The organism is Achromobacter agilis (assembly GCF_900496965.1).
GTDB classification, from domain to species: domain Bacteria; phylum Pseudomonadota; class Gammaproteobacteria; order Burkholderiales; family Burkholderiaceae_B; genus Achromobacter; species Achromobacter agilis.
This window is the reverse complement of the sequence record NZ_UFQB01000034.1, coordinates 16,117-29,765: the sequence shown is the minus strand read 5'-3', so window position 1 is coordinate 29,765 and position 13,649 is coordinate 16,117. Positions and strand designations below refer to the sequence as shown.

Sequence of the window (13,649 nt, the reverse complement as noted above, 5' to 3'; positions counted from 1 at the left end):
TGCTCCTTACATGGGCCGGATAGTCCAGCCGCGGCCGGAGCAGATCACTTCGTTGTTCTGGTTGAAGAAGACGTTGTCGTGCACGACGAACAGGCGATCCTTGCGGATGAACTTGTCCAGCGCGCGGGCTTCCAGCCGGATGACGTCGCCCGGACGCGCCGGGATGTTGTAGCTCCAGGACTGACCGGCATTGACCGTGCCCGGGCTGCGCATCCAGTCGTCGGTGGGCGTGCAGGCGAACATCAGGAGGATGTGGATGGCTGGCGGCGCGATCAGGCCCTTATAGGGCGACTTCAGCGCATAGGCTTCGTCGAAGTACAGGGGATGCATGTCGTCGACGACGCGGCAGTACTTCTGAATGGCTTCCAGCGTCAGGGTGTAGGGAATGGTTTTGCGAGGCTCGCCAGGGACGATGTCGTCCCAGATCTTGCGCGTGGCGGCGTCTTTCCAGAAATCTGTCTCGAATGTGGTTTGAGTCATAGCCTTTCCAGGGCGGGTTATGGGGAAAAGGCGCATTGCCGGGCCCGGACTTGCGCGATACGGTCAGTCTGCTTATAATGACCGCTAAGCGGACATAAACATCCGCTATACGGTCATTCTGAGAGTTGGTTGCGGACGTGTCAAGCACGTATGCAGGAGCACCTATGGCAACGCCTGACAGCGAATCTTTCGTCCGCACTTTTGCGCGCGGACTCAAAATCATCGAAACCATGGGCCAGGGAGAGGCGCGCCAGACACTAGCCGACGTTGCGTCGGCCGTCGAATTGCCGCGCACGGCGGTGCGCCGCTTCTTGATGACGCTGGTCGAATTGTCTTTCGTGAAAAGCGACGGCAAGCACTACTGGCTCACGCCCAAGGTGCTGCGTCTGGGCCTGTCCTATCTGTACACGCTGCCCTTTTGGCGGCACTCGCAGCTGGCGCTTGAGGAACTGGGCGCGCGCATAGGCCAGTCTTGCGCGGTCTCGGTGCTGGACGAGGAAGACATCGTCTATGTGCAGCGCCTGCATACCAAGCGCATCCTGCCCATGAGCCCTTCGCTGGGCAGCCGCCTGCCGGCGCACGCGGTATCGATGGGCAGGGTCTTGTTGTCGGGCCTGGAAGACGAGGCTCTGCAAGGCTATCTGCAAGCGGCCAGGCTGAAAAGAATGACGGCCGCCACGGTCGTGGACACAGACAGGTTGCGCGAGGAGATTCTGCTGGCGCGCGAGCAGGGCTATGCCTGGGTGGACGGGGAACTGGACGATTCCATCGCCGGCCTGGCTGTACCGGTGCGCGATCAAGACGGCACCGTCGTGGCGGCCGTCAACGTCAGCCTGACGGCCGGCTCCTACGAGGAAGCGGCCGCGGTGGCGGAGTTTCTCCAGCCTTTACGGCAGACGGCGTCGCAATTGCGCGCGACGATGGTGGGCTTGCGCTAGCGCTCCCCGATTTTCCGACCCAGCGCTTAGCCGGGCCCTGCCCGCCATCCGTCCGAACTTTCACGAACCCGCCTCAGGCGGGTTTTTTTCGTCCATTCCGATTACGCTCGCCCGGATCACTTAAGCAATCCTTAACTATCGGCGAACGAGTTCTTGATTGTGCGGGCCGTCCGCGTAGCCCATCATAGGTTCACGCTGCCGGCCCGCACGGCGCTCCCCGGAACTCGACATAAGGTGTCTGCAACCATGGCCGATCTGGAATCCCGTCTCGACAGGCAATCCCCTGCCTACCAGCGCAACCGCGAACAAATGCTGGCGCTGCTGTCGGACCTGTCGCAGCTGGAGCAGCGGGCGGTGGACCGCTCGGCGCAGGCCGCGCCCGCGTTCCGCAAGCGCGGCAAGCTGCTTCCGCGGGAACGCCTGGAGGCGCTGATCGACGCGGGCAGTCCGTTCCTGGAGTTGATGAAGCTGGCCGGCTACTGCGGGATCGAGAACCCGGACCCCGCCACCAGCGTGCCGGGCGCAGCCATCATCGCGGGCGTCGGGCAGGTGTGCGGCGTGCAATGCATGATCGTCATCAACGATGCCGGCATCAGCGCGGGCGCGATGCAGGCCATGACGGCCCAGAAGGTGATGCGCTGCCAGGAGATCGCGCTGGCCAACCGCCTGCCTTTCATCCAGCTGGTCGAAAGCGCCGGGGGCAATCTGAAAAAGTACCGCGCAGAACGCTTCGTCCATGGCGGCGGCATGTTCTACAACCTGGCGAAACTGTCCGCCGCCGGCATTCCGGTGATATCCCTGGTGCACGGTTCGTCGACTGCCGGCGGCGCCTATTTGCCGGGCCTGTCCGACTACGTCGTCTTGGTGCGCAATCAGGCGCATGCCTTCCTGGCCGGTCCCGCGCTGTTGCAGGCCGCCACCGGTGAGATTGCCACGGAAGAAGAACTGGGCGGGGCGGCGATGCATGCATCGGTGTCGGGCCTGGCCGATTACGTGGCGGAAAACGACCGCGAGGCCATCATCCAGGTGCGCGGCATCGTGAGCGCGTTCGGATGGGCTGGGAAAGAAGACGCCCGCGCCGGTGCGCCGCCGCGGTATGAGGCTCAGGATCTGCTGGGCATCATGCCGGCCGACTACCGGGTGCCGGTGGACATGCGTGAAGTGATCGCGCGTTTGATCGACGGGTCCGACTTCCACGAGTTCAAACCCGACTACGGGGTGGCGACGGTTTGCGGCTACGGAGTGCTTCTTGGTACGCCGATAGGGCTGCTGACCAACAACGGTCCGCTCGATACGGCGGGATCCACCAAGGCCGCGCAGTTCATACAGCTGTGTTCGCAGTTGGGCAGGCCCATCGTGTTTCTGCAGAACATCACGGGGTTCGTTGTGGGGCGCGCGCACGAAGAGGCGGGCATGATCAAGCACGGCGCCAAGCTCATCCAGGCCTTGTCCAATGCAGGCGTGCCGCGCCTGACGGTGCTGTGCGGGGCCTCGTTCGGCGCCGGCAACTATGGCATGTGTGGACGCGCGTTCAAGCCGGATTTCCTGTTTTCCTGGCCGAATGCGAGGACCGCCGTGATGGGCGGCGAACAAGCCGCCATGACCATGCGGCGCGTGGCCGAGAACAGCGCCAGGCGTGCCGGCACGCTGCCCGATTCCGCCGCGTTGGAAGCGGAAAGCCGGGAAATCATCCGGACCTTCGACTTGCAGTCTTCCGCCGTGCATACCAGCAGCCTGTTGCTGGACGACGGCGTGATCGACCCGCGCGCTACCCGGGAAGTGTTGGGAGTGGCGCTGGCCGCATGCACGCGGTCGGCAAAGCGCGACGTTCATCCTATCCAGTTCGGCGTCGCAAGATTCTAACGAGGAGATTCCATGTTTACCCACGAGCACATCGCGTTGCAGGACGGCGTACGCCAGTTGATCGAGAAAGAGATCAACCCCTATCTGGACCAATGGGAGGAAGCGGAGATATTTCCCGCCCACGAAGTCTTCAAGAAACTTGGCAAGGCGGGGTACCTCGGCGTGAATAAGCCCGTCGAGTTTGGCGGGATGGGCCTGGACTATTCGTATGAGATTGCCTTCTGCGAGGCGATCGGTTCGGTGCGCGCCGGCGGCGTCGGCATGGCGATCGCGGTGCAGACGGATATGGCCACGCCGGCGCTGGCGCGTTTTGGTAATGACTCTGTGCGCGAACAGTTCCTGCGGCCTTCGATCGCCGGAGATTACGTGGCCTGCCTGGGCGTTTCCGAAACCGGCGCGGGCTCCGACGTCGCCTCGCTGAAGACGACCGCCCGCAAGGACGGCGACGACTATGTGATCAGCGGCTCCAAGATGTGGATCACGAACGCCACGCAAGCGGACTGGATGTGTCTGCTCGCCAACACCAGCGACGACAAGCCGCATCGGAACAAATCCCTGATCTGCCTGCCGCTGAAGCAGGAAAACGGCAAGCCCGTGGCCGGCGTGACGATGAGCAAGATCAAGAAGGTGGGCATGTGGTCCTCCGATACCGCGCAGGTGTTCTTCGACGAAGTCCGCGTGCCGCAGCGCTACCGCATCGGCGAAGAGGGCATGGGCTTCACCTACCAGATGCGCCAATTCCAGGAAGAGCGCCTGAGCGGCGCCACCCGGCGCGTGACGGCCCTGAGCGATGTGATCAACGACACCATCGACTACACGCGCCAGCGCCAGGTTTTCGGCAAGCCGCTGCTGGACAACCAAGCCGTCCATTTCCGGCTGGCGGAGCTGAAGACGGAGGTCGAGATGCTGCGGTCCCTGGTCTACCGCGCGGCGGGCGTGCACATGGGCGGAGGCGACATGACCGAGCTGGCTTCGATGGCCAAGCTCAAGGCAGGGCGCCTGTGCCGCGAGGTCACCGACTCGTGCTTGCAGTACTGGGGCGGCATGGGCTTCACCTGGGAGAACGCGGTGTCGCGCGCATGGCGCGATCTGCGCCTGATCTCCATCGGCGGCGGCGCCGACGAGATCATGCTCACCATCATTTGCAAGCACATGGGCATTCTGCCCTCGCGCGCAGTCTGACGCCGCAAGGATGGACATGATGAGATTCGATACCTTGCTCGTCGCCAACCGGGGAGAAATCGCGCTGCGGGTGATCCGGGCGGCGCGCAGCCTGGGCCTGCGAACGGTCGCGGTGTACTCGGACGCGGACGCGGAGTCCCGTCATGTCCGGGAGGCCGACCTGGCGGTGCATATCGGCGCCTCGCCGGCCCATGCCAGCTACCGCAATGTGGAGGCCATTCTCCGCGCCTGCGGCCAGAGTGGCGCCCAGGCAGTGCATCCGGGCTACGGCTTTCTGTCCGAGAACGCCGAGTTCGCCCGTGCCGTGGCGGAAGCCGGCCTGACGTTCGTGGGGCCGCCAGCCGAGGTCATCGCCCTGATGGGCAACAAGGCGCGCGCCAAAGAGGCGCTGCAACGCGCCGATGTGCCCACGGTGCCCGGCGCGCAAGGCATCTCCGACGACAGGGAACTGTCGGCGCGGGCGCGCGCCATCGGGTATCCAGTGCTGCTGAAGGCGGCCGCGGGCGGCGGAGGGCGCGGCATGCGGCTGGCGCACGACGATGCGGCGCTGGCGCAGGCGTTGCCGCTGGCCCGTTCCGAAGCGCTGGGGGCCTTCGGCTCGGATGAGCTGATCCTGGAGAAGGCGATCCTGGCGGCCCGCCATATCGAAATCCAGGTGCTGTGCGATGAACACGGCAATGTCCTGCACCTGGGAGAACGGGACTGCTCGCTGCAGCGGCGCTACCAGAAGCTGGTGGAAGAGAGCCCCTCGCCCGCCGTGCCGCCCGCGCTGCGCGAGCGCATGGGCGCCGTCGCGAGGCGGGCCTGCCAGGCCATCGGTTACGTGGGGGCGGGCACGCTGGAATTCCTGCTGGACGAGGCCGGCGATTTCTACTTCATGGAAATGAACACGCGGCTGCAGGTCGAGCACGGCGTGACCGAACTGGTTACCGGGATCGACCTGGTGCAGTGGCAGCTGAGGGTGGCCCAGGGCCAGCCGCTGGACTTCCGGCAGGAGGACGTGCAGCGACGTGGCCACGCGATGGAGCTGCGCGTCTGCGCGGAAGATCCCGCCTCGGGCTTCGTGCCGCAGGTCGGCTCGGTGCTCCGGTGGGTGCCGCCTTCCGGGCTGCGCGTCGATACGGCGCTGGAAGACGGCCTGGAGATCACGCCGCACTACGACTCGATGCTGGCCAAGTACCTGGCGTGGGGCGAAACGCGGGAGGAATGCATACGCAAGCTGACGCGGGCCTGCGAAGGCGGCAGCCTGCTGGGCGTGCGCTCCAACCTGCATTTCCTGGCGAAGGCGATCAACCATCCGGATTTTCTCGGTGGCGGCGTGACGACGAATTTCCTGGCCGGACAAGACATGGCGTCCGGGCACTGGCGGGCGGAGCCTTCAGAGCATGCGGTGGCCGCGGCGGCGCTGGCGCTGGCCGGCTGGCCCGTGGCCGGCGGCAGCGGCCTCGCCGCGGCAGGCGACGTGGCGCTGGATGATGTGTCCGACGGGAAGCCGAGGCTTCTGCGACTCTCGCGGGAGGCGGACGGCGGCGTGCTGGTGCGGGCTTGGGAAGGGCACGTTGCCGAAGGGGACGGCGCGCAGATCCGGGTCGGCGCCATGCATCGCCGCGAGGGCGACATGGTGCTGGTCGTGGACGGACTGCGGCGCAGCCTGCGCGTGGCCATGGCAGGGGCGGACGAGGCCTGGGTGCAGGACGGCGCCAGCGCCTGGCGCTTCTTGCGGGCCACGCGCTTTGCCGCTCGCGAGGACCAGCAGGCCGGGCAGGCTCGCCTGTTGCGGGCGCCGATGAGCGGAAGGGTGATCAGCGTCGACGTCCAGGACGGGGACAGCGTGACGGCGCAGCAGACCGTGCTGGTGCTGGAGTCCATGAAGATGGAAATGTCCATCGCCGCGGGCGCGGCGGGCGTAGTGGCGAAGCTGGCCGTTGCCGCGGGAGACCAGGTCAGCACGGGGCAGGCATTGATGGAGGTGCAGCAATGAGCGGGAACCACAGCGGGAATCCGGCGCGCCGGACGAAAGAGCGGGTGCATGTCGGATGCGCTTCGGGATTCTGGGGAGATTCCCAGATCGCGATTCCGCAACTGCTCACCGCCGAAAAACTGGACTACATCGTTTTCGACTACCTGGCGGAAACGACCATGTCCATCTTGCAGCGGGCCCGCATGCGCAACCCCGAACTGGGTTACGCGACCGACTTCGTCAACGTGCTCCGTCCGCATCTGAAGACCTTGCTGGAACGCGGGGTGCGGCTGGTGTCCAATGCCGGCGGCCTGAACCCGCAGGCGTGCCGCGACGCCATACTCGCCTTCGCCCGCGAACAAGGCCTGGCGCCGCGTATCGCCGTTGTCACCGGCGACGACGTGGCCGAGCTGCAGGCCGAGTTCACCGACGCGCAGGGGAGCGTGCTGTCCGACCTGGACGGATTCGGGCCCTTGCTGTCGGCCAATGCCTATCTGGGCGCCTATCCCATCGTCCAGGCGCTGGCGCTGGACGCGGATATCGTGATCACGGGGCGCGCGGTGGACAGCGCTTGCGCGCTGGCTGTGGCGATACACGAGTTCGACTGGTCGTTTTCAGAGTACGACAAGCTGGCCCAGGCTAGCCTGGCCGGGCACTTGATCGAATGCGGCCCGCAGGCGACAGGAGGCTTGTTCACCGATTGGGAGACCGTGCCGGACTGGGCGAACATCGGCTATCCGATCGTGGTGCTGGATTCGGATGGCGGCTTCGACCTGACCAAGCCGCCGAGCACGGGCGGCCTGGTGAGCCGCGCCACGGTGGCCGAGCAGCTACTGTATGAAATCGGCGACCCCGCGGCGTACGAGCTTCCCGACGTGGTCTGCGACCTGCGCCAGGTTTCCATTCGCGAGACCGGCCCCGACCGGGTGCGCGTGGAGGGCGCGCGCGGACGGGCGCCTTCCACGCGATACAAGATCACCGCGACCGGGCTTTCGGGCTACCAGATCGGCATCATGATGGCCATCCGCGGGCAGCGGGCGCGCGCAAAAGCTCTGCGCACCGCCGATGAACTGCTGCGGCGCACGCGCAAGCTGCTCGCATTGCACGGCCTGCCGGACTACGCCTCTACCGTCGTGGAGTTGCTGGGCGCCGAAGCCATGTACGGCGGCAACGCGCGCGAGAACGACAGCCGCGAGGTGATCCTCCGCATCGCCGCGGCTCACGCCGAGCGCAAGGGCCTGGAGTTTCTGCAGAAAGAGTCCGCTTCGGCGGGAACGTCGATGGGGCCGGGTACGCGCAGCCACTTCGGCGGCCGCTCCGACATCCAGGCCATCATCAAGACGGGATCGTTCTACATCGCCAAACAGTGCGTGCCCGTCTGGCTCGACTGCGGCGACCTGCATGCCGAGGTTGCCGTGCCGGAGAACGGCGACGACGGCGCACACATTCCACCAGCGGCCCGGCAAGCCCATGCGCCGGTGCCGGCGAGCCCGGACGGCACTCAGCGGGTACCGCTTTCGAGGCTGGCCTACGCCCGCAGCGGCGACAAGGGAGACGATTCGAATATCGGCGTTATCGCGCGCTCCGAGGCTTACTGGCCCGTGCTGTTGCGCGAACTGACGGCCGAGCGGGTGCGGGAGTACTTCAGCCACCTGGTGCAGGGCGAGGTGTCGCGTTTCGAGCTGCCGGGTACGGCGGCGGTCAATTTCGTGCTGCGGCGCGCGCTGGGAGGCGGCGGTTCGTCCAGCCTGCGCTCGGATCCCTTGGGCAAGTCATATGCCCAGATGCTGTTGGACCTGGAAATTCCTTGTCCCGGCGAAATCCTGCGATAGCGGGAGTGAAAGGATGGGAGGAGACTACAAATGGAACAGACCCGCAGGGCATTCATTCAATTGGCCGGGGCCGGCGCGCTGCTGGCGGCTTGCGGCGGAGCCCGCGCACAGGCGCTGGACAAGACGGTCCACGTGACCGTGGCGTACGGTGCGGGAGGGGCGACCGACACCATCATCCGCTATGTCGCGGACAAGATACGAGAGAAGGTGGGCAGCCCGATCATTATCGAGAACCGGCCGGGCGCCGACGGCAATATCGCCGCCGAGTACGTTCTGAGGCAATCCGGCGACGGATACAACCTGCTGGTGTCCGGGCCGTCCACGCATGCGGCCAATGCAAGCATCTACAAATCGCTGCCTTACGACCCCGAGCGCGACTTCACCCCGTTGACGACGTTGGCGACCGCGCCGTATTTCCTGGTGGTCAACCCGCAGCGCGTGAAGGCGGAAACCCTGCAAGCGTTCATTGCTACCGCGCGGGCGTCCAAGGCCAGCCTGAGCTTCGCCAGCGCCAATGTCGGCGGACGCATCGCCGGCGAACGCTTTCGCGCCCTGTCGGGGATCAATGCGGTGAATGTTCCGTATCGCGCCAGCACCCAGGCCATGACGGATCTGCTGGGCGGCCAGTATGACTTCTATTTTTGCGACGCCGTAACCGCCACTCCCCAATTGCGTGCCGGCAAAATCCGCGCCCTGGCGGTGTCCACCGCCACCCGCGTGCCCGCCTTTCCGGACGTGCCCACCGTGGCGGAACTCGGCTACCCGGGCTTTGATGTGTCGTCCTGGATCGCGATCTGGGCGGCGGCCTCGACGCCGCCCGCGGTTTCGCAGCGGCTGGCGGCGTGGATCAACGGCGCGCTCGACAACCCCGACGGCCGCCGCTTCCTGACTGACCGCGCCTTGCTGCCGCAGCCCGGGTCGCCCGAGGATCTGCGGGCCATCCAGCAGCGCGACACGGTGGAGTGGGGGAAAGTGATTGTGGCCGCCGGCATGCAGCAGCGGTAGCCGCGGGCGCGCCGGAAGACGGGTCAGGAGGGGACGAAGAGTTCGCTGAGCTTGCGGGCGCCGTCCGGATTGTCGCCTGCGCGCATGTAGAGGTGGTAGCTGGCGGAGGGCAGGGTGGGCAAGCCAAGCTCTTCCCCCACCACTTTGAGGCCGGGGGTGAGCATCTCGATGGTGCGCGGGGTAATGCCCAGGCCGGCCCGCAAGGCGGCGCGCACGCCGGCCAGGGTAGGGGTCTGGAAGGCATTGCGCCAGGGACGGTTCTCTTGGTCCAGGCGGTTCAGCGCCATGCGCCGGAAGACGCAGGGGGAGTCCACCAGCACCAAAGGCAATGGGAGATTTTGCTGATGATGGAAATGCGTGCCCGAAATCCAGACCACGGGCGAGGTCCGAAACGTGATGCGGGGGAACTCGTCGAATTGTTCGAGCTCGAGGAGCAGGTCGATGTCGCCGCGGCGCAGCGCCGATGCCAGCCAGCGGCTGCGGTTGACCTGAATTTCGATGCGCATGCCGGGATAGGTGCGCGCGCAGAGCGCCAGGTAGTCGGGCAGGATCGTGTCCACGGCGTCGGCGCATACGCCTATGCGTGTCGGCGCGTCGAAGACGCTTTTGTTCATTGCGCGGCAGGTTTCGTCATTCAGCGCAAGCATGCGCCGCGCATATTCGCGCAGGCGCACGCCTTGTTCGGTAAGGCGCTTGTGCCGTCCCACGCGCACCAGCAGTTTGCAATCCAGCAGCCGCTCGAGCCGCTGCATCTGTTGCGAGACCGCGGCCTGGGTGCGGAATACCTGGTCGGCGGCGCCCGCGAAGTTCTCGCGGTCGGCCACCGCCAGGAATGTCCTGAGCAAACCTATGTCCAGATCGCGCACCGCCATGAGAGTTCCTTGTGTGCCAGCGTACGCGGACGATTATCCGGGGCCGTGGGCGTCGGACACAAGCCCAGCCTTTCCCCAAGTCCATGGAGACAACCGTGAATTCCGCTATCGATCCGAATCCCTTGCACAGCGTGTATGACGGCCTGCGCGTGCTTGATCTGTCGCAGGGCATCGCGGGGCCGTATTGCGCGCAGATCCTGGGCCAGATGGGCGCGCAGGTGACGAAGGTAGAACCGTTCCACGGCGACTGGGGACGGACGATGGGCGTGCCGCGCGAAGGATTCAGCGCGATCGCCCTGGCCTTCAATCGGGGCAAACGCAGCCTCGCGCTGGATGCCCAGGCCGACTCCGGCCGTGAGGTCCTGCATCGGCTGGCGGCGCGGGCCGACGTGGTGGTGCAAAGCTTCCGCCCCGGCGTGGCCGACCGGCTGGGCGTGGGTTATGCCGCGCTGCGCGAAATCAATCCGCGCCTGGTGTACGCGTCGATCTCGGGGTTTGGCCTGTCGGGTCCTTATGTCGACCGTCCAGGCACCGACTCCGTCGTGCAGGCGTTGACAGGCCTGACCACCGCCAATTGCGATGGCGCGGGGTTGCCCCAGCGGGTAAAGCCGTTCATCGGCGACCTGTCCTGTGGCGTCTACACCGCCAATGCAATCGGAGGGGCGCTGTTCGCTCGCGAACGCGGGCGTTCGGGCGCACACATCGACGTCAGCTTGCTGGCCACCATGGCTGCATTGCAGAACAGCTCGTTGATCGACCATGCATTGCGCCGGGGAGAGCCCGCCACCAGCGTCACGTATCCGCAGGGGATCTTCAGCACGGCGGACGGCTATGTGCTGGTGTTCGCCATGAACAATGCGATGTTCGCGGCGATCTGCCGGGTGATCGGGCGGAGCGACTGGCTGGCGGATCCGCGCATGGACACGCCGCAGCACCGCATACAGGTAGGCGAGGAGATCAACAAAGGGGTGGCGCAGGCCCTGCGCTCGCGCCCTACCGCATATTGGACGAATCGCTTCCGCGAGAACGACATCCTGTATGGCGAAGTCAAGGATTACGACCAATTCCAGGAGGACGAACAGGTGCGGCACCTGGGCCTGGTGCAGACGCTGAGTCAGCCCGGCCTGGGCGATGTGCCGTTCGTCGGTCTGCCGGGGGCGCATTCCGCGAGCGGACCTGCCGACGGGCGCGTGCCTGCGGTGGGCGAGGATACGCAGGCGGTGCTTCTGGAACTGGATTACTCGCCGGGCGACATCATCGCGCTGGCGCAGGAAGGGATTATTCAACTGGCGGCTCCGGCCGCTGCGGCGCACTGAAGGAGCGGTAACCATGAATCTGGCGCAATCTAACGACGCGGCGGATGCGCCGCTGCTGACTCGCCGGGACGGCGCGGTTTTCCACGTCGTCCTGAATCGGCCCGAGACGCGCAATCCACTGGGCGCGGAAATGGTCGAGCGTCTGGAAGACGCGCTGAGCCAAGCTGAGTCCGACGTCACCGTGAGGGTGCTGGCCGTCAGCGCGGCCGGGCCGGCGTTCAGCGCGGGCGGCAATCTGGGCAATATCGCGGACCGGATCGCCGCGCAGCCGGAGGCCGACGGCCAGGATCCGGTCGCCATGGGCAACCGGCGCTATGGAAGGTTCCTTGAGCGTTTCGCCGGCAGCCCCAAGATCACCGTGGTGCTGGCGCAGGGGGCCGCCATGGGCGGCGGCGCCGGCCTGGTCTGCGCGGCCGACCTGGCCGCCGGTTCGCGTGGCTCGCGTTTTGGCTTTCCCGAAGTATCGATCGGATTGGTGCCAGCGCAAATTCTGCCCTTCGTCGCTGCCCGCATCGGGCTGCAGGCTGCCCGGCGGATGATGCTGACCGGCGAACGGATAGACGCTGACGCGGCGCGCGCCATCGGCTTGCTGGATTATGTGTTCGATGCCGGCCAGGACTGGGAGGATGGGGTCGCCGGCCTGCTGCGGCGCTGTGTGGATGCCGCGCCGCGCGCTGCCGGACAGACCAAGCATATGCTGCGAGGGCTGTTTGGCCAGCAGCGCTGGCACGAGGAGGAGCTGGGGGCTTATCTGGATTCGGCATCGCGTTCCTTCGCCAGCCAGTTGCGCACCGAGGCGATCGAGGGCGTCGCGGCAGCCAAGGCCAAGCGGCGGCCGGATTGGGACGCCGTTTCTTAGGGCCCGGCCGCCCGTGTCTGACACCCCCCAGCCGCCCGTGTCTGACACCCTTACGAGACGGTGGCACGAATTGAGCCGGCGTTTCCCGGGTGTCAGACACCCATTGTCCCGGTTGCCGCAGCTCGGTTCGTGTCAGACACCCTCTGGGGTATCGATAAAGCTTGGGAACTCAACTCCCCTGGGTGTCAGACACAAGCAGCGGAGGATTTTCCTGGTTTCTCTTTGTTACGCTCTTGCCCGCCCTGCGGTATGCTACTGACCGCTATTGATACGAGCGAGGAGAACACCACATGAAGCCTACCCCCCGCAGCGCCATGCGCCGCGCCCTGCTGCAAGGCGCCGTTGCGCTGGCCGCAACCCTGCCTTTCGGCGCGCCTGCCCTGGCGCAAGCCACTGATTTCCCGACCAAGCCGCTGCGCTTCGTCGTGCCTTACCCGCCCGGCGGCCCGCTGGACACCATGGCCCGCATGCTGGCCGAGAAGGTGCGCGGTTCCCTGGGCCAGCCCGTCATCGTGGAAAACCGCTCGGGCGCGGGCGGCAATATCGGGGCCGACCTCGTGGCGAAGGCGCCGGCCGACGGCTATACGCTGGTGATGGGCGCAGTCGCGACCCACGCGATCAACCCCTGGCTGTTCGCCAACCTGCCGTACGACCCGGTGAAGGACTTCGCGCCGGTCACGATCGTGGCCTCGGTGCCCAACGTGCTGGTGATGAACGTCGAGTTCGCCGAGAAGAACAAGATCGAAAAGCTGTCCGACCTGATCGATTACGCGAAGAAGAACCCCGGCAAGCTGAACTACGGTTCGGGTGGGAACGGCAGCGCCGGCCATCTGTCGGGCGAACTGCTGAAGGCGCGGGCCGACATCAAGGTCGAGCACATCCCCTACCAGGGCGCCGCTCCCGCCCAGCTGGCGCTGCTGTCGGGCCAGTCGGACTTCATGTTCGACAACCTGGCGGCCTCGGCTCCGCTGATCAAGGACGGCAAGGTGAAGGCGCTGGCCGTCACCACCGCCAAGCGTTCCTCGCTGCTGGCCAACGTGCCGACGGTCGAGGAATCGGGCATCAAGGGCTTCGACCTGGGCACCTGGTTCGGCGTGTTCACCACGGGCGGCACGCCCGCTCCGGTGGTCGCCAAGCTGAACAAGGCCTACTCGGACGCGATGCAGCAACCCGACGTGAAGCAGCGCCTGCTGACGATGGGTTCGGAAGCGGCGCCGATGACGCCCGAGGCTTTCGCCGAGTTCGTCAAGGGCGAGAAGGCGAAGTACCAGGAAATCGTGAAGATCTCCGGCGCCAGCTTGAATTAAGCGCTGTCGCTCCACGGGCGGCCGCCGCAAGGCGG

Annotated in this window: 11 protein-coding genes; 9 read left to right on the top strand and 2 right to left on the bottom strand. The window is 66.1% G+C overall.

Annotated elements, in window-relative coordinates:
- Positions 1-6 precede the first annotated feature (6 nt).
- Positions 7-480, bottom strand: coding sequence for a MaoC family dehydratase (locus AGI3411_RS27475; RefSeq protein ID WP_129530481.1), 474 nt, complete (start codon positions 478-480; stop codon positions 7-9).
- Positions 481-644: 164 nt separating this feature from the next.
- On the opposite strand from AGI3411_RS27475, the gene AGI3411_RS27470 reads away from it, so the two are divergent.
- The 6 genes from AGI3411_RS27470 (at position 645) to AGI3411_RS27445 (ending at position 9,260) form a co-directional block, all read left to right on the top strand.
- Positions 645-1,418: an IclR family transcriptional regulator domain-containing protein gene (locus AGI3411_RS27470; protein ID WP_129530480.1), complete on the top strand. Its 774-nt coding sequence runs from the start codon at positions 645-647 to the stop codon at positions 1,416-1,418.
- Positions 1,419-1,664: 246 nt separating this feature from the next.
- Positions 1,665-3,281: an acyl-CoA carboxylase subunit beta gene (locus tag AGI3411_RS27465; protein ID WP_129530479.1), complete on the top strand. Its 1,617-nt coding sequence runs from the start codon at positions 1,665-1,667 to the stop codon at positions 3,279-3,281.
- 12 nt (positions 3,282-3,293) lie between these two features.
- The gene (locus AGI3411_RS27460; protein ID WP_129530478.1) at positions 3,294-4,463 is read left to right on the top strand and encodes an acyl-CoA dehydrogenase family protein; all 1,170 of its coding nucleotides are present in this window, start codon (positions 3,294-3,296) and stop codon (positions 4,461-4,463) included.
- Positions 4,464-4,482: 19 nt separating this feature from the next.
- Positions 4,483-6,444 (top strand): acetyl/propionyl/methylcrotonyl-CoA carboxylase subunit alpha, encoded by a 1,962-nt coding sequence (locus tag AGI3411_RS27455; protein WP_165359294.1) that lies wholly within the window; start codon positions 4,483-4,485, stop codon positions 6,442-6,444.
- Positions 6,441-8,255 carry an acyclic terpene utilization AtuA family protein gene (locus AGI3411_RS27450; protein ID WP_129530476.1) on the top strand — a complete coding sequence of 605 codons (1,815 nt, stop codon included), beginning with the start codon at positions 6,441-6,443 and terminating at the stop codon, positions 8,253-8,255. Before AGI3411_RS27455 ends, AGI3411_RS27450 begins: the two co-directional genes overlap by 4 nt.
- Before the next feature lie 30 nt (positions 8,256-8,285).
- The gene (locus tag AGI3411_RS27445) at positions 8,286-9,260 is read left to right on the top strand and encodes a Bug family tripartite tricarboxylate transporter substrate binding protein (protein ID WP_129530475.1); all 975 of its coding nucleotides are present in this window, start codon (positions 8,286-8,288) and stop codon (positions 9,258-9,260) included.
- Between the two features lie 23 nt (positions 9,261-9,283).
- On the opposite strand, the gene AGI3411_RS27440 is transcribed toward AGI3411_RS27445, so the two are convergent.
- The gene (locus tag AGI3411_RS27440) at positions 9,284-10,132 is read right to left on the bottom strand and encodes a LysR family transcriptional regulator (RefSeq protein ID WP_129530474.1); all 849 of its coding nucleotides are present in this window, start codon (positions 10,130-10,132) and stop codon (positions 9,284-9,286) included.
- A 95-nt stretch (positions 10,133-10,227) separates the two neighbouring features.
- Between AGI3411_RS27440 and AGI3411_RS27435 the strand changes: the two genes are divergently transcribed.
- The 3 genes from AGI3411_RS27435 (at position 10,228) to AGI3411_RS27425 (ending at position 13,614) form a co-directional block, all read left to right on the top strand.
- Positions 10,228-11,448, top strand: a complete 1,221-nt coding sequence (locus AGI3411_RS27435) for a CaiB/BaiF CoA transferase family protein (RefSeq protein WP_129530473.1) — start codon at positions 10,228-10,230, stop codon at positions 11,446-11,448.
- A 13-nt stretch (positions 11,449-11,461) separates the two neighbouring features.
- The gene (locus tag AGI3411_RS27430) at positions 11,462-12,307 is read left to right on the top strand and encodes an enoyl-CoA hydratase/isomerase family protein (protein ID WP_129530472.1); all 846 of its coding nucleotides are present in this window, start codon (positions 11,462-11,464) and stop codon (positions 12,305-12,307) included.
- Between the two features lie 290 nt (positions 12,308-12,597).
- Positions 12,598-13,614, top strand: a complete 1,017-nt coding sequence (locus AGI3411_RS27425) for a Bug family tripartite tricarboxylate transporter substrate binding protein (RefSeq protein ID WP_129530471.1) — start codon at positions 12,598-12,600, stop codon at positions 13,612-13,614.
- Positions 13,615-13,649: the final 35 nt, after the last annotated feature.

Bases quoted from the DNA above. Each gene is read 5' to 3' on its own strand.
- AGI3411_RS27470 (WP_129530480.1), top strand. From the start codon at position 645: ATGGCAACGCCTGACAGCGAATCTTTCGTCCGCACTTTTGCGCGCGGA.
- AGI3411_RS27475 (WP_129530481.1), bottom strand. From the start codon at position 480: ATGACTCAAACCACATTCGAGACAGATTTCTGGAAAGACGCCGCCACG.
- AGI3411_RS27460 (WP_129530478.1), top strand. From the start codon at position 3,294: ATGTTTACCCACGAGCACATCGCGTTGCAGGACGGCGTACGCCAGTTG.
- AGI3411_RS27425 (WP_129530471.1), top strand. From the start codon at position 12,598: ATGAAGCCTACCCCCCGCAGCGCCATGCGCCGCGCCCTGCTGCAAGGC.
- AGI3411_RS27440 (WP_129530474.1), bottom strand. From the start codon at position 10,132: ATGGCGGTGCGCGATCTGGACATAGGTTTGCTCAGGACATTCCTGGCG.
- AGI3411_RS27465 (WP_129530479.1), top strand. From the start codon at position 1,665: ATGGCCGATCTGGAATCCCGTCTCGACAGGCAATCCCCTGCCTACCAG.
- AGI3411_RS27455 (WP_165359294.1), top strand. From the start codon at position 4,483: ATGAGATTCGATACCTTGCTCGTCGCCAACCGGGGAGAAATCGCGCTG.
- AGI3411_RS27445 (WP_129530475.1), top strand. From the start codon at position 8,286: ATGGAACAGACCCGCAGGGCATTCATTCAATTGGCCGGGGCCGGCGCG.
- AGI3411_RS27430 (WP_129530472.1), top strand. From the start codon at position 11,462: ATGAATCTGGCGCAATCTAACGACGCGGCGGATGCGCCGCTGCTGACT.
- AGI3411_RS27450 (WP_129530476.1), top strand. From the start codon at position 6,441: ATGAGCGGGAACCACAGCGGGAATCCGGCGCGCCGGACGAAAGAGCGG.